23 protein-coding genes are annotated in these 21,018 nt (G+C 74.7%); 11 read left to right on the top strand and 12 right to left on the bottom strand.

Annotated features, from left to right (window positions below; translation table 11 throughout):
* Positions 1-121 precede the first annotated feature (121 nt).
* Positions 122-376 (top strand): preprotein translocase YidC, encoded by a 255-nt coding sequence (locus tag Q3W68_RS17525; RefSeq protein ID WP_302906455.1) that lies wholly within the window; start codon positions 122-124, stop codon positions 374-376.
* 125 nt (positions 377-501) lie between these two features.
* A complete protein-coding gene (locus tag Q3W68_RS17520) occupies positions 502-762 on the top strand; it encodes a hypothetical protein (RefSeq protein ID WP_120569802.1) in 261 nt (86 codons plus the stop codon).
* Here the strand turns inward: Q3W68_RS17520 and rnhA are convergent.
* Positions 681-1,247: a ribonuclease HI gene (rnhA, locus tag Q3W68_RS17515; protein ID WP_302906454.1), complete on the bottom strand. Its 567-nt coding sequence runs from the start codon at positions 1,245-1,247 to the stop codon at positions 681-683. The two genes, Q3W68_RS17520 and rnhA, sit on opposite strands and share 82 nt — an antisense overlap.
* Before the next feature lie 70 nt (positions 1,248-1,317).
* Between rnhA and Q3W68_RS17510 the strand changes: the two genes are divergently transcribed.
* The gene (locus tag Q3W68_RS17510; protein WP_302906453.1) at positions 1,318-2,106 is read left to right on the top strand and encodes a tyrosine-protein phosphatase; all 789 of its coding nucleotides are present in this window, start codon (positions 1,318-1,320) and stop codon (positions 2,104-2,106) included.
* A gap of 165 nt (positions 2,107-2,271) precedes the next feature.
* Positions 2,272-3,396, top strand: coding sequence for a serine hydrolase (locus tag Q3W68_RS17505; protein WP_302906452.1), 1,125 nt, complete (start codon positions 2,272-2,274; stop codon positions 3,394-3,396).
* Between the two features lie 18 nt (positions 3,397-3,414).
* On the opposite strand, the gene Q3W68_RS17500 is transcribed toward Q3W68_RS17505, so the two are convergent.
* Positions 3,415-4,299, bottom strand: coding sequence for an NAD(P)H-binding protein (locus Q3W68_RS17500; protein ID WP_302906451.1), 885 nt, complete (start codon positions 4,297-4,299; stop codon positions 3,415-3,417).
* 85 nt (positions 4,300-4,384) lie between these two features.
* On the opposite strand from Q3W68_RS17500, the gene Q3W68_RS17495 reads away from it, so the two are divergent.
* Positions 4,385-5,152: a YafY family protein gene (locus tag Q3W68_RS17495; RefSeq protein WP_302906450.1), complete on the top strand. Its 768-nt coding sequence runs from the start codon at positions 4,385-4,387 to the stop codon at positions 5,150-5,152.
* Here Q3W68_RS17495 and Q3W68_RS17490 read toward each other — a convergent pair.
* The 5 genes from Q3W68_RS17490 to Q3W68_RS17470 all read right to left on the bottom strand — a co-directional run bounded on the left by Q3W68_RS17490 (position 5,149) and on the right by Q3W68_RS17470 (position 9,869).
* Positions 5,149-6,333 (bottom strand): lycopene cyclase family protein, encoded by a 1,185-nt coding sequence (locus Q3W68_RS17490; RefSeq protein ID WP_302906449.1) that lies wholly within the window; start codon positions 6,331-6,333, stop codon positions 5,149-5,151. The two genes, Q3W68_RS17495 and Q3W68_RS17490, sit on opposite strands and share 4 nt — an antisense overlap.
* A gap of 46 nt (positions 6,334-6,379) precedes the next feature.
* Positions 6,380-7,627, bottom strand: a complete 1,248-nt coding sequence (locus Q3W68_RS17485) for an MFS transporter (RefSeq protein WP_302906448.1) — start codon at positions 7,625-7,627, stop codon at positions 6,380-6,382.
* A gap of 42 nt (positions 7,628-7,669) precedes the next feature.
* Entirely contained in the window at positions 7,670-8,815 is a 1,146-nt protein-coding gene (locus tag Q3W68_RS17480) for an RNA polymerase sigma factor (protein WP_302906703.1), read from the bottom strand.
* Between the two features lie 8 nt (positions 8,816-8,823).
* Positions 8,824-9,231 carry a YciI family protein gene (locus tag Q3W68_RS17475; RefSeq protein WP_302906447.1) on the bottom strand — a complete coding sequence of 136 codons (408 nt, stop codon included), beginning with the start codon at positions 9,229-9,231 and terminating at the stop codon, positions 8,824-8,826.
* Between the two features lie 224 nt (positions 9,232-9,455).
* Positions 9,456-9,869: a DUF6069 family protein gene (locus Q3W68_RS17470; protein ID WP_302906446.1), complete on the bottom strand. Its 414-nt coding sequence runs from the start codon at positions 9,867-9,869 to the stop codon at positions 9,456-9,458.
* 168 nt (positions 9,870-10,037) lie between these two features.
* Between Q3W68_RS17470 and Q3W68_RS17465 the strand changes: the two genes are divergently transcribed.
* From Q3W68_RS17465 to Q3W68_RS17450, 4 genes are all read left to right on the top strand, one after another.
* A complete protein-coding gene (locus tag Q3W68_RS17465) occupies positions 10,038-11,141 on the top strand; it encodes a sensor histidine kinase (RefSeq protein ID WP_302906445.1) in 1,104 nt (367 codons plus the stop codon).
* Positions 11,138-11,806: a response regulator transcription factor gene (locus Q3W68_RS17460; protein WP_302906444.1), complete on the top strand. Its 669-nt coding sequence runs from the start codon at positions 11,138-11,140 to the stop codon at positions 11,804-11,806. The genes Q3W68_RS17465 and Q3W68_RS17460 overlap by 4 nt, the downstream gene beginning before the upstream one ends.
* Before the next feature lie 241 nt (positions 11,807-12,047).
* Positions 12,048-12,530 (top strand): hypothetical protein, encoded by a 483-nt coding sequence (locus Q3W68_RS17455; RefSeq protein ID WP_073829387.1) that lies wholly within the window; start codon positions 12,048-12,050, stop codon positions 12,528-12,530.
* Between the two features lie 73 nt (positions 12,531-12,603).
* Positions 12,604-13,245: a class F sortase gene (locus Q3W68_RS17450; protein WP_302906443.1), complete on the top strand. Its 642-nt coding sequence runs from the start codon at positions 12,604-12,606 to the stop codon at positions 13,243-13,245.
* 3 nt (positions 13,246-13,248) lie between these two features.
* On the opposite strand, the gene Q3W68_RS17445 is transcribed toward Q3W68_RS17450, so the two are convergent.
* Complete coding sequence (locus tag Q3W68_RS17445; protein WP_302906442.1) at positions 13,249-14,250, bottom strand: phosphotransferase family protein; 1,002 nt, start codon at positions 14,248-14,250, stop codon at positions 13,249-13,251.
* A gap of 110 nt (positions 14,251-14,360) precedes the next feature.
* On the opposite strand from Q3W68_RS17445, the gene Q3W68_RS17440 reads away from it, so the two are divergent.
* Entirely contained in the window at positions 14,361-14,759 is a 399-nt protein-coding gene (locus Q3W68_RS17440) for a YchJ family protein (protein WP_302906441.1), read from the top strand.
* Between the two features lie 97 nt (positions 14,760-14,856).
* On the opposite strand, the gene Q3W68_RS17435 is transcribed toward Q3W68_RS17440, so the two are convergent.
* The 4 genes from Q3W68_RS17435 to Q3W68_RS17420 all read right to left on the bottom strand — a co-directional run bounded on the left by Q3W68_RS17435 (position 14,857) and on the right by Q3W68_RS17420 (position 19,800).
* On the bottom strand, positions 14,857-15,246 hold the full coding sequence (locus Q3W68_RS17435; RefSeq protein ID WP_302906440.1) for a DUF2267 domain-containing protein: 390 nt from the start codon (positions 15,244-15,246) through the stop codon (positions 14,857-14,859).
* Positions 15,247-15,393: 147 nt separating this feature from the next.
* Positions 15,394-17,256, bottom strand: coding sequence for a transketolase (locus tag Q3W68_RS17430; RefSeq protein ID WP_302906439.1), 1,863 nt, complete (start codon positions 17,254-17,256; stop codon positions 15,394-15,396).
* Positions 17,257-17,336: 80 nt separating this feature from the next.
* Positions 17,337-18,575, bottom strand: coding sequence for an MFS transporter (locus Q3W68_RS17425; protein WP_302906438.1), 1,239 nt, complete (start codon positions 18,573-18,575; stop codon positions 17,337-17,339).
* Positions 18,576-18,780: 205 nt separating this feature from the next.
* The gene (locus Q3W68_RS17420) at positions 18,781-19,800 is read right to left on the bottom strand and encodes a hypothetical protein (RefSeq protein WP_302906437.1); all 1,020 of its coding nucleotides are present in this window, start codon (positions 19,798-19,800) and stop codon (positions 18,781-18,783) included.
* A 309-nt stretch (positions 19,801-20,109) separates the two neighbouring features.
* On the opposite strand from Q3W68_RS17420, the gene Q3W68_RS17415 reads away from it, so the two are divergent.
* The gene (locus Q3W68_RS17415) at positions 20,110-21,018 is read left to right on the top strand and encodes an alpha/beta fold hydrolase (protein WP_302906436.1); all 909 of its coding nucleotides are present in this window, start codon (positions 20,110-20,112) and stop codon (positions 21,016-21,018) included.

Raw genomic sequence — 21,018 nt, 5'->3', positions numbered from 1 at the left:
GGTTCGGGGCCGGATCGGGACACGAACTCCTTGATCAACGCGAGATGGCCGGGGCCGGGTTTGGTGGGGGTGGGGTCGGGTAGGCGGCGCGGACGGCTGATGACCGACGGGAGGGCCACCGGTGGGGTATCGGGCACGCGACGGTGAGGAGCCGGTCGACCCGGCGCACGCCGAGGACGAGGCCGGGCAGGTTCCGCTGGTGCAGACCGCGGCGGACACCGACGTGCCGGCGCCCGCTCCCGGCGCGCCGGAGCCGGACGAGGTGACCGAGGACGACGGATCCGGCATGGCGGGCGGGGCGTCCGGCAGCAGCTCGGGCGGCTCCTCGATGCCGACCCACCCGGACGCCGCCCGCGGCCGGGACGCGGCCGGCTGAACGGGCGCGAGCCCCGAACGGGCACAGGCCACCGAATCGACGCGGGCCACCGGACGGCTACCGGCCACCGACCGGGCACAGGCCGCCGAACGTTTGCCGTCAACCGCTGCGGGCAGGAGTGCGACATGACCAGTGAACAGTCCTTCGGCCGCGCGGCCGGCGACGAACCCGACGGCGCGACCGCGTACGAGGCGTCCCTGCGCCCGCCGGGCGAGTCCCTGCACACCACCGACGACACCGGTGACGACTTCGCCGACCTGCCCGCCGAGGACCGGCGGTCGGCACGGGAGGTCAGCCGCGCCGGTTACGACGTGGAGGCCGTCTCCGGCACCGGCGATCCGTCCGAGGAGCCGGAGGAGATCGAGGAGGGCCGGCCGCTGCGCTGACGCCCGCGCGGGGTGGCGGCCGGGCCGGCGCCCCGCGCCTCGGTCATGCCCCGGTTCGCCAGCGCGTCCGCGCGCTCGTTCTCCGGGTGCCCGTTGTGGCCCTTCACCCACAGCCACGTCACGTCGTGCCGGGAGCAGGCCGCCTCCAGCGCCTGCCACAGGTCGGCGTTCTTCACCGGCTGCTTCGCGGCGGTCAGCCAGCCGTTGCGCTTCCACGCGTTCAGCCAGCCGGTGATGCCGTTGCGCACGTACGTGCTGTCGGTGTGCAGCCGTACCGTGACCGGACGGGTGAGGCTCTCCAGCGCCCGGATCGTGGCGGTCAACTCCATCCGGTTGTTCGTGGTCGGGGTGGCCTCCCCGCCGCACAGCTCCCGCTCGTGCCCGCCCCAGCGCAGCACGGCGCCCCAGCCGCCGGGCCCGGGATTGCCGCTGCACGCGCCGTCGGTCCAGATCTCCACGACCCGGCCGGTCTCCGCCTCCGCCATGCCCGGCAACCTACCGGGTACGCGGGCACGCGGGACCACCCGACCCGCCGCGCCCGGCTAGCGTGCGGGCATGACCACTCCCCCGGAATTCGCCACGCTCTGCAACTTCCGTGACCTCGGCGGCTGGCGGACCGGCGACGGCCGCACCGTCGCCCGGGGCCGGCTCTACCGCTCCGACTCGCTGGCCAAGCTCGCCGGTGCCGATCTGGACCGGTTCGCGGGGCTCGGCGTCCGCACCGTGATCGACCTGCGGTATCCGTGGGAGATCGCCGACCGCGGCCGGGCCCCGGAGAGCCTCGGCGTGACCTGGCACAACCTGAGCATCGAGCACCGCCCGTACGTGCAGGCCGACATCGACCCGGACGTGGACCCGTGGCGCTACCTGGCCGACCGGTACGCCGAGGTGGCCGAGGACGGCGTGGCCGAGCTGCGCCGGGCCCTGGAGGTGATCGCGTACGGCGAGCACCCGCTGGTGTTCCACTGCGCCTCCGGCAAGGACCGCACCGGGCTGCTCGCCGCGCTGGTGCTGTCAGTGCTCGGTGTGGACGACGACCAGATCGCGGCGGACTTCGCGCTCACCGAGCACGCCACCGACCGGCTGGTGGCGGAGTGGCGTGACCGCAACGGCGGCGCGACGCCGGGTTGGCCGGCGTACGGGCGGGCACCGGCCGAGATCATCCGGCTGGTGCTGGCCGACCTGCGGGCCGCGCACGGTTCGGTGCACGGCTACGTGACCGGCCGGCTCGGCGTCGACGCTCAGACGATCGACGCGCTGCGCGCCCGCCTGCTCACCGGCGACACGAACCCGCTGCCCACCCAGGGCACCCCCGGCGGTACGCCGACGCCGGCCGCCCGCTGAGCGACGGCGACGGCCGGCACCGAAGGTTCGCCGACCTGCTCGGCGCGCAGCCGTCGGCCCGGTCACAGCGCCGCCGACGAGCACCGGTGCCGACGACGAACCGGCACCGCCGTGGCGGCGAAAAGCGGACGACGCCGATGCCACTGTCTGGCACGCTGCGTGGTCGTGGACACGCGGTGGGACGGCCTGCGGGCCGAGGTGCGGGCGACGATCGACGAGCTGGTCTCCTCCGGCCGGGAGGCCGGTGTGCAGGTGGCCGCGTACCTGGACGGGGTCGCGATCCTCACCGAGCAGGCCGGTCCGGCCGACACCGCCACGGGCCGGCCGATGACCGCCGACACGCCTGTGCACGCGGTCTCCACCGGCAAGGGACTCACCGCCACAGTGGTGCACGTCCTGGCCGAACGGGGACGGCTCGACTACGACATGCCGCTCGCCGCGGTGTGGCCGGAGTTCGCCCGGCACGGCAAGGACGGCATCACCCTGCGGCATGTGCTCACCCACACCGCCGGCCTGCCCGCGCTGCCCTCCGAAGTCACTCCGGAGGACTTCACCGACTGGACGCGCATGTGCGAGCTGCTGGCCGGCGCGCGGCCGCTGTGGGCGCCAGGCGAGCGGCTCGCGTACCACGCGTGGACGTGGGGCTGGCTGCTCGGCGAGGTGGTCCGGCGGGTCACCGACGCGCCGGTGTCGCGGGTGCTCGCCGAGGAGGTGTCCGGGCCGCTCGGCGTGGACCGGGAGCTGTTCCTCGGCGTACCGGAGGCGGACCTGCCCCGGCTGGCGCGGCTGGAGGACGCGGGGCTGTCCGCGCTGATGACCTGGGCCGGGGCCAACCTGCCGCACTTCGACGCGGTCGCCCCGCCCGCGGTACGGCCGGACACCGTCATCGGTTCCCGGCCCGACGTGCTGCGCGCCGACGTGCCGTCGGTCGGCACGATGAGCGCCCGCGCGGTGGCCCGGATGTACGCGGCGCTGCTCGGCCCGGTCGACGGGGTGCGGCTGATCTCCGCCGAACGGATGCGGGAGGTGTCCGCACCGGCGGTGCGCGCGCAGGAGTGGGTGTTCGGGCAGGAGAGCACGTTCGGGCTCGGGTACGCGGTCGAGGCCGACGGATCGTTCGGCACCGCCGGCAGCGGCGGCAGCCTCGCGTTCGCGTACCCGGAACTGGGGTTGACCGTGGCGGCGGTGCGCAACCGGCTCGGCGCGGGCGACGGCGACCCGATGGAGCAACTGCGGACGCTGGTGCGCGACCGCGTCGCCGAGGCGACCGGCCGCCACCGGCTGTCTTGAACAGCGACGCGGGTCACGTCAGCGCGGCGCGTCTCGGAGAGCCGGGAGAAGGTCGCCGCGGATCCAGGCCCGCAAGGTCGTGGGCGTGGTGGTCACCACCGAGCGCTGCTGCTCGGGCACGAAGTCGTCACGCAGGCCGGTCGACATCCCCAGCACGGCCCGGGCCGTCGCCGGGGGCATGCCGACGGCGAGGAACTGCTCGTACCTGGCCTCGTCGGCGATCCGGTCGACGACGACGTCACGCCCGAGTTCGTCGGTGAGAATGGCGGCGACCTGGGACCAGGTCAGGTCGTCGGGGCCGTGGACGGCCTGGACGCGACGGCCCGCCCAGTCGCAGTTGAGGAGGGTCAGGGCTGCCACCTCGGCGATGTCGCGTGGGGCGACCCAGCTCATCGGGACGTCGACCGGGAGCACGGTCTGGAGCCGGCCGGACTTCACCGACTCGATGTCGAGGAGCAGATTCGTGAAGAAGTAGCCGCATCGCAGATGGGTGACGTCGACGCCGAGGGCGTCGAGGGCCACCTCGGTGGCGGCCAGGCCGTCGATCTCCCCTGCGCCGTGGCGCTTCTCCGCGCCCACGCTGCTCTGGAACACGACCCGGCCGATGCCGTTGCGGGTGACAGCTGTGGTGATGGCCTCGGTGGCGCGGGCGTAGTCCGCCAGCGGATCAGCGGAAGCCGCGGGCGGGTCGACCCAGTAGACCGCGTCGACACCGCGGGTTGCGGCCAGGACCTGGTCCGGTTCCCGGGAATCGGCCGGCGCCACCTCGACGTGCCGCGCCAGCTCGTCCGGCACGCTCTGCGGGTGGCGGGCCAGCAGTAGTGGCCTGACGCCGGCTCGGACCAGCATCCTCGTGACGTGGCGGCCGACGTTGCCGTTGGGCGTGGTGACTGCAATTCGCACGGCGAGTCCTTCCCGAAGATGTCAGGAGACACGCTAGGCGGGGATGCGGCCCGTTCCTGGCCGCATCTGCGCGGACCATGGGGAGGTGGACACCCCGTCGAGCCGGTCGCTGCGGTTGCTGTCGCTGCTGCAGAGCGGCCGCGAGTGGAGCACCGGCGAACTGGCATCCCGGCTGCAGGTGAGCGAACGCACGGTGCGCCGTGACGCCCGGCGTCTCCGCGACCTGGGCTACGACGTGCGCTCACGGCCCGGTCCCGGCGCCGGCTACCGCCTGCGCCCGGCCGTGCGGATCCCGCCGCCGCTCCTCAGTTCCGACGAGGTCTCGACCATCATCACGAGCCTGCTCGTGCTCGAGGCGTGGATGCCCGACGACGCGGCGGTCGGCTCGGCCCGCGCCAAGCTGCAGCAGGTGCTTCCGCCCGGCCTGCGCCACCGTGCTGAAGCGACAGCGATCTCCACCCAGATCCTCCACCAGGACCCGGCACCGCTGGACTGGACACTCGCCGGCTCCCTCACCGACGCCGTTGCCGCCGGCGCCCACGTCCACTTCCGCTACGTCGACCAGCACGGCCACGAGTCCCGGCGCACCGTTCAGCCTTACCGGCACCTGCTACGCCGGCGGCACTGGTATCTCGTCGGGTACGACATCGACCGCGACGGCTGGCGGATCTTCCGACTCGACCGCATGCACTCGATTCGCACCGTCCCGGGGCCGTACCGGCCCCGGGCCTTTCCGTTCGACTCGATCGACCACTGGCTCACCACCGACTTCGGCAGGGGCGGCCGGCCGTCCGCCCCCGCGCCCGCCGATTCGCCCGGCCGCCGGACTCCGCCGGCGCCCCGACGCCGCTAGCGGCGCAGCCGCGCCCGCAGCCGGCCTGCCGCGTCGCCGAGCACCGCGACGGTCATCGGCAGCAGCGGGCTGGACCGCATCACCGCCAGGTCCTCGGCCGGGCTGGTCACGCCGTCGAGGAACCGCAGCACCCGCTCCGGCGGGTTGCGGTCGAACAGCCGCTCGAAGAACTCGACCCCGCCGACGTGCCCCCGGTCCAGCGCGCGCAGCGCGACCGCGTCCATCCACAGGTGTCGCAGCGGGTACGCGGGCGCCGGCACCGGCGGGCGTCCGGCGGCCAGCGCCCGGGCCACCTGGTCGGCCTGGCGCAGCATCGCCGAGAACGTGAAACCGGTGGACGGACGGGTCGCCCCGCCGGCGGTGCCCAGCCGCACCACCCGAGGGCTCGGGCGGGACTCGAACGGGCCGTCGGTCATCGGGATCACGCCGTCCTCGACCTCCCGCACCCGCAGCGTGGACAGGTCCAGGCCGAGCAGGCCGGCGTACCCGCGCAGCGCCGTGTCGTAGCCGGCGTCGTCGAGCAGCTCCGGCCCGAACTCGGTGTACTCGACCAGCGCGAACCGGTCGTCGACAGGCAGCACGTACCCGAAGGAGACCCCGCGTTCCGGCTGCGGCGTGCGGAAGTCCATCAGCACCGCCCGCTGCGGGTCGAACGTCGGCCGGTCGGCGGCCAGCCACCAGCCCCGGAAGTGCTGCAACCAGCTGGTCCGCCCCGGCCGCTTCGGCCGCCGGGGCCGCGAGTCGAGCACCCAGCTGGCCCGCACCAGGTCCCGGCCGTCCGGGTCGCGGACGACGACCCGCTCACCGTCGTCGTGCAGCTCGCCCGCCGGGGCGCTGATCCGGACCGCGTCCAGCCGCCGCTCGGCCTCGGCAGCCCGGTCGTAGACCGGGGCGGAGCGCAGCATGCCGTACCGCAGGGGGTCGAGCGTGAGCACGCGGCGGCCGGCGGGCGTGACCACGTCGACCTGCGACCAGCTCGCGCTCAGCAGCGGGTCCAGGTCGTCGCCGGGCAGGCCCCAGAACGCCCAGGTCCGGTCCTGGCCGCGCTTGTGCACCGGGTCGACCACCGCGACCCGCAGCCCGGTCACGTCGTGCCGGTCCAGCGCCGCCAGTACCAGGGACGCGGCGCCGCCGCCGCCGACCAGCGCGAGGTCGACGTCGACCGGGAAGGATGCGTGCATCCGGCCACGCTGCCACATCGGCGGGCGCCGCCACCGGCCGACCCGCTCAGGGCACCGGGGCGGGCCGCTGCGGGGCCGGCTCGGCGTAGGCGGCGGCCACCGTCGCCCGGTCGAAGACCCGCCACGTCGCGGCGATCACCGCGACCGCCACCACCAAACCCACCCAGTACGGCGCCGTGATGCCGAACCGGGCCGCCACCACACCGCCGAGCAGCGCGCCGACGCAGTTGCCGCCCGCCGCGACGAACAACGTGGTGCTGCCGACCCGGCCCATCAACGCGGGCGGGGTGAGCCGCTGCCGCAGCGAGTTCGCCACGATGTTCCACAGCGCGCTGTGCGCCCCGAACGCGAACAGCGCGAACCCGACCACCACCGCGCTGCGGGAGGCGGCGAGCGCCAGGTGCAGTCCCGCCTCGACCAGCAGCCCCGTCCGCACCGTCCAGGTGGGGGTGATCGCGGCGATCAGCCGGTCCCCCATCAGCGAGCCGAGCACTCCGCCGGCCGCCATGCAGGTGAACAACGCGCCGTAGCCGACCGAGCCGAGACCCAGCCGCTCGGTGGCGAGCAGCACCAGCACCGCCACCGCAGCGGTGAGCGTGACGTTCAGCAGGCCGATCAGCACCGTCATGGTGCGCAGCAGTCGCTGCCCCCACAGCCAGCGGAACCCCTCCGCGACCTCAGCCCGCACCGAACGCCGCTCCTGAAGCGCCGGCCCGCCCCGGTACGTCCCGGCGAGCAGTCCGACCAGGACGGCGGACAGCGCGTACGTGCCGGCGTTGAGCGCGAACGGCAGCGACGCCGCCAGCACGAACAGGAACCCGCCGAGCGGGCCGGCGATCATGTTCTGCATCACCTGGGTACCGCCGCCGAGCCACCCGTTGGCGCGTTCCAGCAGCGAGCGCGGCACCACCGCCGGCAGCACCGCCTGCGCGGCGGTACGGAACACCACCTCGCCGGTGTTCACCACGAACAGCACCGCGTAGAGCAGCGCGATCCCGGCCCGGTCGGCGAGCATCGCCACCGCCAGCGCGGCGAGCGCGGCGACGCGTACCCAGTCGATGAGCACCATCAGCCGCCGCCGGTCCACCCGGTCCGCGAGCACGCCGCCGGGCAGCGCGAACAGCAGCCACGGCAGCCACGACACCGCCGCCCCGGCCGACACGACCAGCGGATCGTCGGTGATCGACGCCACGTACAGCGGTGCGGCCACCGTCGCCGTTCCGCTACCCAGCGCGGACAGCGTGCTCGCCGTCCACAGTCGGGCGAAGCGCCCGCCGAGCCGTTCCCCCGTCACGGCGAGGCAACCTACCAGCGACGACGCGCGCCGCCGACCGGTTTATCCGGCCCGGCGGGTGTTGAGGCGGGCCGCCTGCCGGTTGAGGTGGTCGCGTTCGGCCAGGCTGGACGCGTGGCGGGCCGCCTCCGCGTACAGCCGGGCCGCGGTGTCCGGGTCGCCGTCGCGTTCGTGCAGGTACGCGGCCACCGCCGTGTAACGCGGCAGCGTGTCGTCGAGCGCCGCGAGCGCCGCCAGCCCGGCGCGCGGGCCGTCCGCCTCGCCGACCGCCACCGCCCTGTTGAGCCGCGCGATCGGGCTGCCGGTCAGGCGCACGAGTTCGTCGTACCACTCGACGATCTGCACCCAGTCGGTCTCGGACGCGGTACGCGCGTCGGCGTGCAGGGCCGCGACGGCGGCCTGGGCCTGGAACTCGCCCAGCCGGTCGCGGGACAGGGCGGTCTGGAGGATGCCCACGCCCTCGGCGATCAGCGTGGTGTCCCACCGGCTGCGGTCCTGCTCGGCGAGCGGCACCAGGCTGCCGTCGGGCGCGGTCCGCCCGGCCCGGCGGGCGTGGTGCAGCAGCATGAGCGCGAGCAGCCCGGCCACCTCCGGGTGGTCGATGGCGGCGGCGAGCTGCCGGGTGAGCCGGATCGCCTCGGCCGCCAGGTCCACGTCGCCGGAGTAGCCCTCGTTGAACACCAGGTACAGCACCCGCAGCACGGTGGCCACGTCGCCTGGCTGGTCGAACCGCACCCCGGACACGGTGCGCTTGGCCCGGCTGATGCGCTGCGCCATGGTGGCCTCCGGCACCAGGTACGCGTGCGCGATCTGCCGGGTGGTGAGCCCGCCGACGGCCCGCAGCGTCAACGCGACGGCCGACGACGGGCTCAGCGACGGATGCGCGCAGAGGAAGTAGAGCCGCAGCGTGTCGTCCACGGCGGACACCGGGCCGGGCGGCGGCTCCTCGTCCACGAGGTCCTCGCGCCGGCGCCGGGCGGCGTCGGCGCGGGCCACGTCGAGGAACCGCCGCCACGCCACTGTGACCAGCCAGCCGCGCGGATCGCGGGGCGGGTCGGCCGGCCAGACACGCAGCGCCTCGATCAGCGCGTCCTGTACGGCGTCCTCGGCCGCCGCGAAGTCGACTCCGCGGCGGACGAGGACACCGAGCACGCCCGGGATGAGGCTGCGGAGCGCGACCTCGTCCATCGGACGGGTCACTCCGTGATGGTGGGCGGCGCGGTCAGGAACGGGCGCAGCTCCAGCCACTCGTGGATCGGCTTGCCGCCCTGCCCGGGCGCGGCCGACAGCTCGGCGGCCAGTTCGAGCGCGCGGTCGTAGCTGTCCACGTCGATCACCATCCAGCCGGCGATCAGGTCCTTCGTCTCGGCGAACGGGCCGTCGGTGACCGGCGGGCGTCCCTCGCCGCCGTAGCGGACGAACGTGCCCTCCGGGGCGAGCGCCTGACCGTCGACGTACTCGCCGCTCTCCTGGAGCCGGGCCGCGAACTCCTGCATGTAGCGCACGTGCGCGGAGATCTCCTCCGGCGTCCACTTGTCGATCTGCGGCATGTCGCTGACCGGGGTCGGGCCGCCGCGGTAGTGCTTCAGGAGCAGGTACTTCATGTGTGTCTCCTCGTGGAGGGTGCGACCCATTCTGGCCGCGTTCACTCCGGGGACGAAGCAGCCCGTTCGTTCTCGACATCGGTGGCGGAGGAATTTTCGGACGCGGGGGTCACGTCGCGTAGAGCGTCCTAGGAGGCTAGTTTCAATGATCCGGGCCGCCCACCCCCGTCGCGGCGGCCCGGACCGTCAGCGGGCGGTCCGGCGCGGGCCGTCCGCGCGGGCCGTCAGCGGACGGCCCGCCGCAGGCCGGTGATCAGCACCGCGCCCGCGACCAGGTGCAACGCCACGAGCGTCAGCGTCGCCGCCCGGCCCGCTCCCCCGCCCACCGGCCCGAGCAGGGACACCAGCAACACGAGGCCCGCGACCACCGTCCAGGCGGTCCGGGCGCGGCCGGTGAGCCGCTCCAGCAGGGCCAGCAGCGCCCAGCCGGCCAGCCCGGCGAGCAGCGTGCTCACCACCACGGCCACCGGTGTCACCCGCTGCTCACCGGAGCCGGTACGCGCGGTCAGCTCCACCCCGGCCACCGGTACCGCGACCAGCCAGCCCAGCAGCGTGGCGGCGGCGGCCGCGAACACCGTGAGCAGGCGGTCCCGGCGGCGGTTCGGGCGGGTGGCGACGGTCGGCATCGTGTTCTCCATGGGTGGTTCCTCCACATCGGACGACTGCCGGAAACGCTAGGTCCGGCGGGCCGTCGCGCGGATCGGGCCGTGGAGCGGTTCGCGGCTCCGTCGCCGGAACGACCACCGGGCCGGATCTCCGTCTGGCGACCGATGAGAAGCGGCGGCTCCGCGGCCTAGCATCCGGACATGAGGTGCGCGTCCCGGTCCCGGTTCCTGCTGCTGCTCGACGGCGGCATCGCCACCCTGAGCCTCGCCGTCAGCCTGCTCGCGCTGCTGGCCTCCGACGCCGGCCCGGCCACGACCGGCGCGACCGCCGTCGCGGCCGGCCTCGCCGCGGCGCAGGCGAGCTGTCTGCTGTGGATCAGGCGCCACCCGGGGTACGCCCTCACCGTCGCCGCGCTCGCGGGCGCCGGCCTGGAGGCGCTCTGCCCGCAGCTCGGCTGGCTCGGCCTGGTCGCGATCCCGATGGCGTACGTGGCCCGGCTGCGCCCGCCCCGGTACTCGCTCGTCGCGCTCGCTCTGCTGCTCGCGCCCACGCCGTGGAAGCTGGTCACCGGCGGCTGGCGGGACCTGCTGCTCGCGGTGACCGCGCTGGGCCTGAGCTGGACGCTCGGCGAGTTGCAGCGGGGCCAGGCGCAGCGGCGCTGCGAGCGGGAACGGCAGGTGCGCGCCGCCGAACGCGAGCGGATCTCCCGGGAACTGCACGACGTGGTCGCGCACCACGTCGCTGTCATCGCCGTCCAGGCCGCCGCCGCCGAGGACGTGTTCGACGAACAGCCGGAGCAGGCGCGGGCCGCGCTCGCCGCGATCGACACCGCGGCCCGGTCGGCGCTCACCGAGCTGCGGGCCATGCTGCACGCCCTGGCCGCCGACGACGGGTCCGGCCCGGACGGGCCGCAGCCGGGGCTGGCGCAGCTCGACGCGCTCGCCGACGCGGTACGGGCGGTCGGCCTGCCGGTGACGCTGCGCCGGGACGGCGACGGCGACGCACTACCGGGCGGGGTGCAACTGTCGGCGTACCGGATCGTGCAGGAGTCACTGACCAACGCGCTGCGCCACGGGCACGCCACCCACGCCGACGTCGACGTCCGCTACCGCGACGGCGTGCTGCGGCTGGAGGTCGTCAACGACGGCCCGGCACCCGCCCGCCGTCCCGGTACGAGCACCGGGCGCGGCATCGTCGGCATGCGGGAACGGGCCCGGCTGCTCGGCGGCACGCTCGACGCCGGCCCGCTGCCGGCCGGCGGGTTCCGGGTCCACGCACGACTGCCGGTCGGGGCGAACCGGTGACCGTGCGGGTGGTGGTCGCCGACGACCAGGAGCTGATCCGCGCCGGGCTGCGCACAGTCCTCGACGCGCGACCCGACCTCACCGTGGTCGGGGAGGCCGCAGACGGCGTCGAGGCGGTCGCGGTCGCGACCCGCACGAGGCCGGACGTGGTGCTGATGGACGTCCGGATGCCCCGGCGCGACGGCATCGCCGCCACCCGCGACCTGGTGGCCACCGGCAACCCGGCCCGCGTGGTCATGCTGACCACGTTCGACCTGGACGAACACGTCTACGCCGCGCTGCGCGCCGGGGCGAGCGCGTTCCTGCTCAAGGACACCCGCCCGGCCGACCTCGCCGAGGCGGTACGCGTGGTCGCCCGGGGCGAGGCGCTGCTCGCACCCACAGTGACCCGGCGGCTGCTGGACCGGTACGCCGACCGGCTGCCCGCGCCCGCCCCCACCGGCGACGTGCTCGCCGCGCTGACCGCCCGCGAGCGGGAGGTGCTGACGCTCACCGCCCGGGCACTGTCCAATGCGGAGATCGCCGCGCGGCTGCACCTGAGCACCGCCACCGTGAAGACCCACGTCTCGGCGATCCTCACCAAGCTGGGCCTGCGCGACCGGATCCAGGCGGTGGTGCTCGCGTACGACACCGGGCTGGTCAGGCCGGAGCCGCCGAGCCGGTAGCCCGGAACCGGACAGCGAGCCCAGACGTGGCGAACCGGGACGGTTCGCCGCCCGGCCTGGCCCGGCATGTCCGCCGTCTCGTGGCGGCAGGGAGCACACCGGACGGCAACGAAGATTTCTCAATTACCCCCTGTGACCGCCGCAACCCTCTTAGTGTTGGCCACACCGGTGCTCGTCACGGAGTTGGCCACCCGAACGACGTCCCACGCCTACAGCGGACGAAAAGTGAGGGAAGACGCGGATGAAGGCACAGTCATTTCTCGGATCGGCGGCGTTCGGCGTGGGCCTCGGCGCACTGCTGCTCCCGGCCGCCGCGCTGGCGGACACCAGAGTCTCACCCGCCACCACCCCGGTCGGCGGCACCGTCGTGCTGACCACCACGTGCAACCCGAACGCCGGTGACGCGATCTTCCGGGTCACCGGCCCGGACCGGGACCAGAACGTCCGGTCCACCACGGCCGCGGCGGGCGGTGGCCTGAGCGCCGAACTGTTCACCGCCGGGTTCACGCTCGGCACGTACACGGTGGCCACCACCTGCGGCGACGGCAGCGACGGCGGCAGCGCCACGTTCACCGTCACGCCGATCGGCGGCGCGCAGGCCGGTGGCGGCGGACGGGACGGCGACACCGGCGTGCTGATCGCCGGCGGCGTCCTGGCCGCCGGGGCACTCGCCGGCGGCGCGTACGCGGTCATCCGCCGGCGCCGCGCGGGCGCCGTCGCCTGACCGGCTCGTCGAGCGGTCCGCCCGCGCCGGAACATCCGGCGCGGGCGCCGCGTCCCCGTCGCACGGAGGTGGGATGCTGTCGGAGTCGCAGCGCCGGTCGCGCCTGCACACCGCCGTCGTGGTCACCGCCGTCACCGTGGCCGCCGCCACCGGCACCGGGCTGGTCTCGGCCGGGCTAGGCACCACGTCGGCGTCACCACCGCAACCCGGTGCCTCCGCCGCCCCGGCGACCGAACGACCCGGTACGGCCGGCCCGGCCCTCCCCCGCGCCACACCGGTGCGGGTCACCATCCCGCGCATCGGCGTCGACGCCGAGATCGTCCCGGTCGCCACCGACGCCGACGGCGCGCTGGAGGTGCCGCCGCTGGAGCACCCGGAGGTCACCGGCTGGTACCACCCCGGTCCGGCGCCCGGCCAGGCCGGCAACGCGGTGCTGGTCGGGCACGTCGACTCGCAGCACGGCCCGGCGGTCTTCTTCCACCTCGGGCGGCTGCGCCCCGGCGACACGATCCGGGTTCTGCGGGCCGACGGACGGACCGCGACGTTCACCGTGGACGGTGTCGGGGCGTACCCGAAGGAGCGTTTCCCCACCGCGAGGGTCTACGGCGGCGACGCGGCGGCGCGGCTACGGCTGATCACGTGCGGCGGGCGGTTCGACCCGAGGACCGGGAGCTACCCGGACAACATCGTCGTCTTCGCCACCGCGACCCGCTGACGCTCAGCCGGCCAGGTGGGCGAGTTCCGCGTCGAGCAGGTCCGCCAGCAGCTCCACCCGGCCCGGATCGTTGTCGGCGGTGATGTTCCGGCTGGGCATCTCGACGGTCATCAGCAGGTAGAGATACAGCCGGTAGAGCCCGAGCCGCCGCCGCGCCCCGGCGTCGAGCGGGAACGGCGCCGCCGCCCGGTAGGCGCGTACCAGCGGGTCGTCCGGCTCGTCCTCGGCGCGGCGGAACAGCAGCGGCGACACCAGATCCATCAGCGGGTCGCCCCACAGGTACCGCTCGCCGTCGACCAGGCCGCTCAGGCGCGGAGTGCCGTCCGGCCCGTCGACGGCGAGCACGTTCCCGGCCCAGCCGTCGAAGTGCAGCAGCGCCGGGCGGTCGACCGCGTCGAGCACCGCCGCGTGCCGGGCCACCAGCGCCCGGATCCGGGACGCGGGCACCGGCAGCGGCACCGACCAGTCCGCGGCGTCGGCGAGCATGTCGTCCACCATGGCCGGGTAGGCGTCCCGCCACGTGCCGGCCGAGGCCCGGTCGCCGTCGTAGCCGTACCGCTCGCCGGTGACCGTGTGCAGCGCGGCGAGCGCGCGGCCGAACTCCGCGCGCAGCGGCCCCACGTCCGCGCCGGCCTGGGTCAGGTCCCAGAGGGTACGACCTGGTAGCCGCGCTGTGAGCAGCCAGTCACCGAGGCCGGGGTCGGTGCCGTGGTGCAGCAGCGCCGGCGTCGGTACTCCCGGTGCGCGGTCGGCCACCAGACGCAGGTAGTGCGCCTCCGCGCCGATCATGTCGCGCTCGTAGCGCAGCAGCGGCACGTTCGGCGGCGGACCGACCTTGAGCACCACGTCGCGGCCGTCGGTGAGGCGTACCCACCAGACGGCGGCGAAGCCGCCACCGCTCAGCGGGCCGCAGCCTTCCACCTCGGCCTCGGGCCCGAGCGAGGCGGCGAGGTAGCGGCGGACCTGAGCGGGGTCGAGGACGCGCTGAGTAGGGCTCACACTCATGGTCCGGGGAGCGTAGCGGGTTGAGGTGTAAGGAAGGGCCCCCTGTTAACGCCTCCGGTAGAGGAAGGGCCCCTTCTTAACACCTCCCCGGCGCTTGGGAGAATCGTGCAATGGCGAAACGGGGTGAACGTCCGGCGGCCTGCCCGTGCGGCACCGGCCGGCCGTACGCGGACTGCTGCGCCCCGGTCCACCGGGGCGAGGCGACGGCGGCGACCGCGGAGGCGCTGATGCGGTCCCGGTTCAGCGCGTTCGCGCTCGGCGACGCCGCCTACCTGCGGCACAGCTGGCACTCCACCACCCGGCCCGCGCGGCTGGAGCTGGATCCGGGCACCCGCTGGACCCGGCTGGAGATCGTGGAGACCGGGCAGGGCGGGCTGTTCGACAGCGCCGGGACGGTCCGGTTCCGGGCGCACTACCGCGAGGACGGCCGGGCGGGCGTGCTGGCCGAGAACAGCCGCTTCGCCCGCGAGGACGGCCGCTGGGTCTACGTGGACGCGCTGCCCGATTGACACCTCCCCCGCCGCGACGCGTGCGGCCCGCGGCGGCGGGTGTTAACAAGGGGCCCTTCCTCTACCGGAGGCGTTAACAGGGGGCCCTTCCTTTCGCTCAGGCGGGGCGCGGGGTGGGCTGGGCCAGTTCGGCGATCTCGCGGGGCAGCTGGGACAGCGCCCGGTTGAACTGGGCCGGCCCGACCACCCGGTGCAGCGCCTGCAGCACCGCCCGCGCGCCGCGCTCGGCGTCGGACGGCGTCGCACCGGAGCGCTCGGCGACCCGGCGCAGGAACTCGTCGTACCCGAAGACCTCGGGCTCCTCGACCCGGGCGCGGGCCAGCAGCGGGCGCAGCTCGTGCGCGACGTGCGCGGACAGGTCATCGGCCTCGCCGCCACTGATGCGTTCGGCGAGCGTGCGCAGCGTCGCCTCGGTCAGCGCGCGGGCGGTCTCCACCGGCACGCCGGCGCGGGCGGACACCCGCGCGTAGAACTCGGGTTCGGCCATCGTCGGTCCTCCCGTCGCAACGGCAGCGTGGCTACCCGCCGCCGGCCACGGCAAACACGGCCGCCGCCCCGGCTCACCCCGGCACGGTCCAAGCCCCACGCCGCGGTTCCCGGCGGGCACGGCTCAGGCCAGGGCCCGCGCCGCCGGTCAGGCCAGGGCCCGCGCCGCGGAGACGATCGCGCCCACGCCGATACCGGCGCGGTCGAGCTGCTGGGCGGGGGTGCCGGAACCGGGCAGCCCGCGTACGGCCAGGTGGTTGACCCGGGCCGGCTGGCCCAGGTCGGCGAGCGCCTCCAGCACGGCCGAGCCCAGGCCGCCCTCCGGATAGTGGTCCTCGACCACTACCAGCCGCCCGCCGGTCTCCACGACGGCCTCGGCCAGGCGCTGCCGGTCCACCGGCTTGATCGAGTACAGGTCGATCACCCGCGCGTCGATGCCCTCGCGGGTCAGCTCCTCGGCGGCGGCGAGGCACAGGTGCACAGTCACGCCGGTGCCCAGCAGCGCCACGTCCCCGCCGTCGCGCACCGTCCGGCTGCCGCCGATCGGGAACGGCTCGCCGTCGTCGTAGAGCACCGGGTACTTGCCGCGCGTGGTGCGCAGGTAGCTCACGCCCGGCTGGTCGGGCATCTGGGCGACCAGGGCCGCGCAGGAGACCGCGTCGGCCGGGCACAGCACAGTGGAGCGGGGCACCGCGCGCAGCGCCGCGATGTCCTCCAGCCCCATCTGGGACGGGCCGTCCGGGCCGATCTCCACCCCGGCGTGCGAGCCGACGAGCGCGATGTCGGCGCGGGACACGCCCGCCATCCGGATGAAGTCGTACGCCCGGGACCAGAACGCGGCGAACGTCGCCGCGAAGGGCCGGTAGCCGCGCACCGCCAGGCCCACCGCCGCGGCGGCGAGCTGCTGTTCGGCGATGAACATCTGGAAGAACCGATCCGGGTACGCGGTGGCGAAGCGCTCCGCCCGGGTGGAGTCGCTGACCTCGCCGTCGAGCGCGACCACGTCGGGCCGGGCGGCGCCGAGGGCGCGCAGCGCGTCGCCGTACGCGTCCCGCGTGGCCACCTTCGCCCCGCGCTCGTACTGCGGCAGCTCGGGTGACCGGATCTCCGGCGCGGCGGCCCGCGGCGCGGGCGGTGGCTTCGGTCCGGCGACCCGGATGCGCCGGGGGCCGCCGAGCGCCCGCACGGCCCGGTCGGCCAGTTCCGGGTCGAACGGCTTGCCGTGCCAGGCCGGGTCGTTCTCCACCTCGGGCACGCCCTTGCCCTTGACGGTGCGGGCCAGCACCACAGTCGGCCCGGTGGCGTCGCGTGCCTGCCCGTACGCCTCGTCGATCGCGCCCAGGTCGTGGCCGTCGACCAGGATCGCCTGGCAGCCGAACGCCTCGACGCGCCGGCGGTAGGTGTCCAGGTCCCACTCCAGCTCGGTGGGGCCGCGCTGGCCGAACCGGTTGACGTCCACGATCGTGGTGAGGTTGCGCAGGCCGTAGTGCCCGGCCTTGTCCAGCGCCTCCCAGACCGAGCCCTCGGCGGTCTCGCTGTCGCCGCACAGCACCCAGATGTGGGCGGGCGACCGGTCGAGGTACTGGGCGGCCAGCGCCACCCCGACGCCGACCGGCAGGCCCTGTCCGAGCGAGCCGGTGGCCACGTCCACCCAGGGCAGCACCGGCGTGGGGTGGCCCTGCAGGCGCGACCCGGACCGCCGGTACGTCTCCAGCAGCTCCTGCTCGCTGATCGCGCCGGTGGCCCGGAACACCGCGTACAGCAGCGGGGAGGCGTGCCCCTTGGAGAGGATCAGGTGGTCGTTGCCGGGGTTGCCGGGGTAGGACCAGTCGTAGCGCAGGTGCCGGGCGACGAGCACGGCGAGCAGGTCGGCGGCGGAGAGGCTGGACGTGGGGTGCCCGGAGCCGGCCGTCGTGCTGCACCTGATCGCGTCCACCCGCAGTTGGGCGGCCAGCTCCGCCAGCCCGGTCAGGTCCTCGTCGCGCAGTGTGCGCTCTGCTTCCAACGTCACAGCGATCGTCCCCCGGGCTCGCCGAACTTCCGGACCAACGCTAGGCCGCGAACGCGACCATTGGTCCCTTTTCTGGCGATTCACGCTCGACCGGTGAGCAGCCACAGCGCCACCAGCAGGTACGGCAGCACGGCGAACGCGAACGCCGCCGGGTTGCCGACGGCACCGGCGAGCAGCCCGTACCCGCCGTAGAGGGCGACGACGGTCAGGTCGGTGGCCATCCCGGCCAGCGAGGTGACGGTGGCCCGGGCCGGCCCGGCGATCCGGGCCTGGAGCCGCACGTCGGCGAGCACGGTGGCCAGCTGGAACGCGGCGAACGCCGCCGCCAGCAGCAGGAACCCCGCCGGGTGACGCAGCAGCGCCCCGGCCGCCGTCGCGCCTGCCGCGAACACCAGCAGACCGGCGTACCCCCGGTGCGACAGCCGCTCGCCCAGCGGCGCGAGCAGCCCGCCCACAGTCATCCCGGCCCACACCAGCAGGAGCAGCAGTGGCACGCCCGCCTCGGCCATGCCGCTGTCGGCGGCCAGCAGCCCGGTGTACTCGTCCAGCCCGCCCCAGATCGCGGTGACGGCCGCGACCAGCAGCACGGCGGCGCGGACACGGCGGTCGGCCCGCACCTCGCGCAGGCCCAGGCGCAGGCTGTCCAGCCAGCCGGGCTCGTCCTCCGGCTCCTCCCCCGGCTCGTCGCCCGCGCCCCGCCCGTCGGGCGCGGCGCCCGGGAGCGGCGCGGACGGTGGCCGGCGGTGTTCCGGGAAGCGGGCCGCGACGGCCGCCGCCAGCAGGCACGTCGCCACGCTCGCCGCGCCGACAGCGAGGTAACCGCCGAGCGCGAACACCGGCCCGGCGAGCACCCCCGAGCCGACCGCGCCGAGCACCTCGGCGGTGCGGGTCCGGCCGATCAGCCGGGCGTACCGGTCGACCGCCCCGAGGCGTCCCAGCTCGGTGAAGACGAGCGCCTCCAGCGCGCCGGAGCGCAGCGCGCCACCGGCGCCCCAGAGCAGGAACCCCACGGCGAACGCCGGATAGGACGGCACCAGCACCCAGAGCGTGAACCCGCCGGCGGCCAGCAGCGGCGCCAGGCAGAGCAGCAGGCGACGCGACACCGCGTCGGCCCACACGCCGGAGGGCACCTCCAGCACGATGCCGGCGGCCGCCCAGAGCACGAACAGCGAGGAGATCTGCCCGACCGACAACCCGGTGTCGGCGAACAGCAGCACGTAGAGCGGGTAGAGCAGGACGAGGTCGGTGAGGAACGCGTACCCGTAGAGCGTCGCCGCCAGACGGCGGGTCGCTGGTACGCGGGCAGGAGCGACGAGCATGGAACCTTCCCACGGGACGTGACGGACACCGGTCGGAATGCACGGTGTCCGCGGCGGCCCGCGGACTCGTCGTTCAGGAAGGCATCAACATCGCCAGGTCATGCCGGGATCCTATCCGCCGCGATGCGCCCGGGTGGTCCCCCGGCGGGCACGCGATCGGGGCGGGACCGTGCGGCCCCGCCCCGGTTCGTCTCCGCTGTTCGGGTCAGCGGCGGAACTTGTCCACGTCGGCCTGCGGAATGACCATGGTGGCCTCGCTGTCCGCGGCCTGCTCGGCAGTCGGCTGGCGCGGCGTGGTCGGCTGGGTGCGCTCGGAGTCCGCGTACGCCGGGATGTGCTGCGTGGCCTCCACGCCCGCCTGCGACGGCACCGGCTCGGTGGCGTCCGCACCGGCGGCGGCCGGCTGGGCGCCCGGGTAGGCGGGGACCGGCTGCGTGCGGTCCGCCTCGGCGTCGCGGCTCACCGGCTGGGTCAGCTCGGAGTCCGCGTACGGGCCGGTTGCGGCGAGCCGGGCCTCGACGTCACGCCGCCCGGCCTGGTAGGCGCGGGCGTGGGTGGCGATGGTGCGCGACTCCTCCTCGGCCCGGGTCAGCCAGTTCTCCCAGCGGCTCTGCATCGGCCGGACCAGCCCGCCGCCGACGCCGACGACCAGGATGCCGCCGACGGTGGCGAGCACCGCGATCAGCACCGGGGTGGTGACGGTGGTGGCGACGCCGATCTGGTTGAGCGCGGCGATGACACCGAGACCCAGGATGAACACGGAGGCGAGGTTGGCCAGGACCCGACCGTACGAGAGGCCGCCGAGCGCGCTGGAGATGATGTCCTTCACCGCGCGGGCGATGGCCGCGGCGACCACCACGATGACGATGGCGACGAACGCCCGGGGCAGCCAGGCGATCACACCGGCGATCAGGTCGGAGATGGGGTTCGGGCCCCAGATGCCGAACGCGAGCTGGAGCGTGACCAGCAGCACGCCGTAGTAGGCCAGCTTCGCGACGATGTCGCTGGCGTCGTACTTCGAGCGGGCCAGCGCGGTCTTGATCCCGCCGCGCTCGACGGCCCGGTCGAAGTGGACCCGCTCCAGGACCTTGTCCACGAGCTTCAGCACGGCCTTGGCGATCAGCCAGCCGACGACAAGGATCGCGACGAACGCGACCGCCTTGGGCAGGAACAGCATCACCGAACGGAACGCGTCGCCCACCGCGTCCCCGAAGTTGTCTCTCATCGAAGGGCCTCCACGCAGACAGTCAGGGTGTTCCCGGGCCTACCCGATGCCGTCGGCGCGGAAACCCGGCCCCGGCGCCGCACGGGCCACCCGGGGGCAGTCGCACGGGGCGGCGGACGGCCGGGCGGGCGGGCGGCAGGCCATGGCGGTGGTCCTGGTCGGACAGACGGCCGGCGGGCGGTGACGGGCGGGCGCCGATTGTCGTGGGGCGGCGCCCTCTCACCTACCCGTCCATTATCTCACGAACGCCTTTCTCGGCTACCACGGGTAGTGGCTCGGGGGCCGCGCGGTGACCGCTACGGTGCAGCCATGCTCACTCGTGAGGAACACTTCGTCCGTTCTGGGCAGATTCGGTTGTGGACCGAGCGTTTCGGTCACCCCGACGACCCCACCGTCCTGCTGGTCATGGGCACCTCCACGCAAGGCATCGGCTGGCCCGACGAACTCGTGGCGGCCCTCGTGACCAGCGGCCGGCAGGTGATCCGGTTCGATCACCGGGACACCGGCCGATCCGACTCCGTCGACTTCGCCACGCATCCGTACGCGCTCGCCGACATGGCAGCCGACGCGGTCGCCGTTCTGGACGGTCACCGCGTCACAGCCGCGCACGTCGTCGGGATCTCGCTCGGCGCGGCGATCGGGCAGTGGCTCGCCGTGCACCGGGCGGCCCGGGTCCGCACGCTGACGGCAGTGGCTTCCTCCCCGATGGGGAACGACCCCGGCCCGGCGTGGACGCGGGCGATGGGAGGCGAACCGGCCGCGGCCGGCGAACTGCCACCGCCGACGCCACGGTTCCTCGACCACCTGATGGACTCGGCGAAGGCGCCGCGCACGACGCCGCAGGAGCGCATGGACGCCGACGTACAGACCTGGCGGGTGCTCAACGGCGATGTCCTGCCCTTCGACGAGGCCGCCGCGCGGCGGTTCGTCGAACACTGTTACGACCGCGCCGACGACATCACCGCCGCCTTGAACCACGATCTGGCCGGCCGACGCTGGGACGACGACCGGCGGGCCCCCCTGTCCCGCATCACCGCCGCGACCCTCGTCCTGCACGGCAGCGAAGACCCGCTGTTGCCCCCGGCCCACGGCGAAGCCGTCGCCGCGCAGATCCCCGGGGCGCGCCTGGAGATCGTGCCCGGCATGGGCCACCACCCGTTCTTCGCACCGGGGCTCACCGGGCGGATCGCCGGCTCGGTCATCCGCCACACGACCTGA

It is taken from the genome of Micromonospora sp. C28ISP2-4 (genome assembly GCF_030519385.1).
Taxonomy (GTDB): Bacteria; Actinomycetota; Actinomycetes; order Mycobacteriales; family Micromonosporaceae; genus Micromonospora; species Micromonospora tulbaghiae.
The sequence above is the reverse complement of the archived record's forward strand: the minus strand, read 5'-3'. Positions and strand labels throughout refer to the sequence as shown.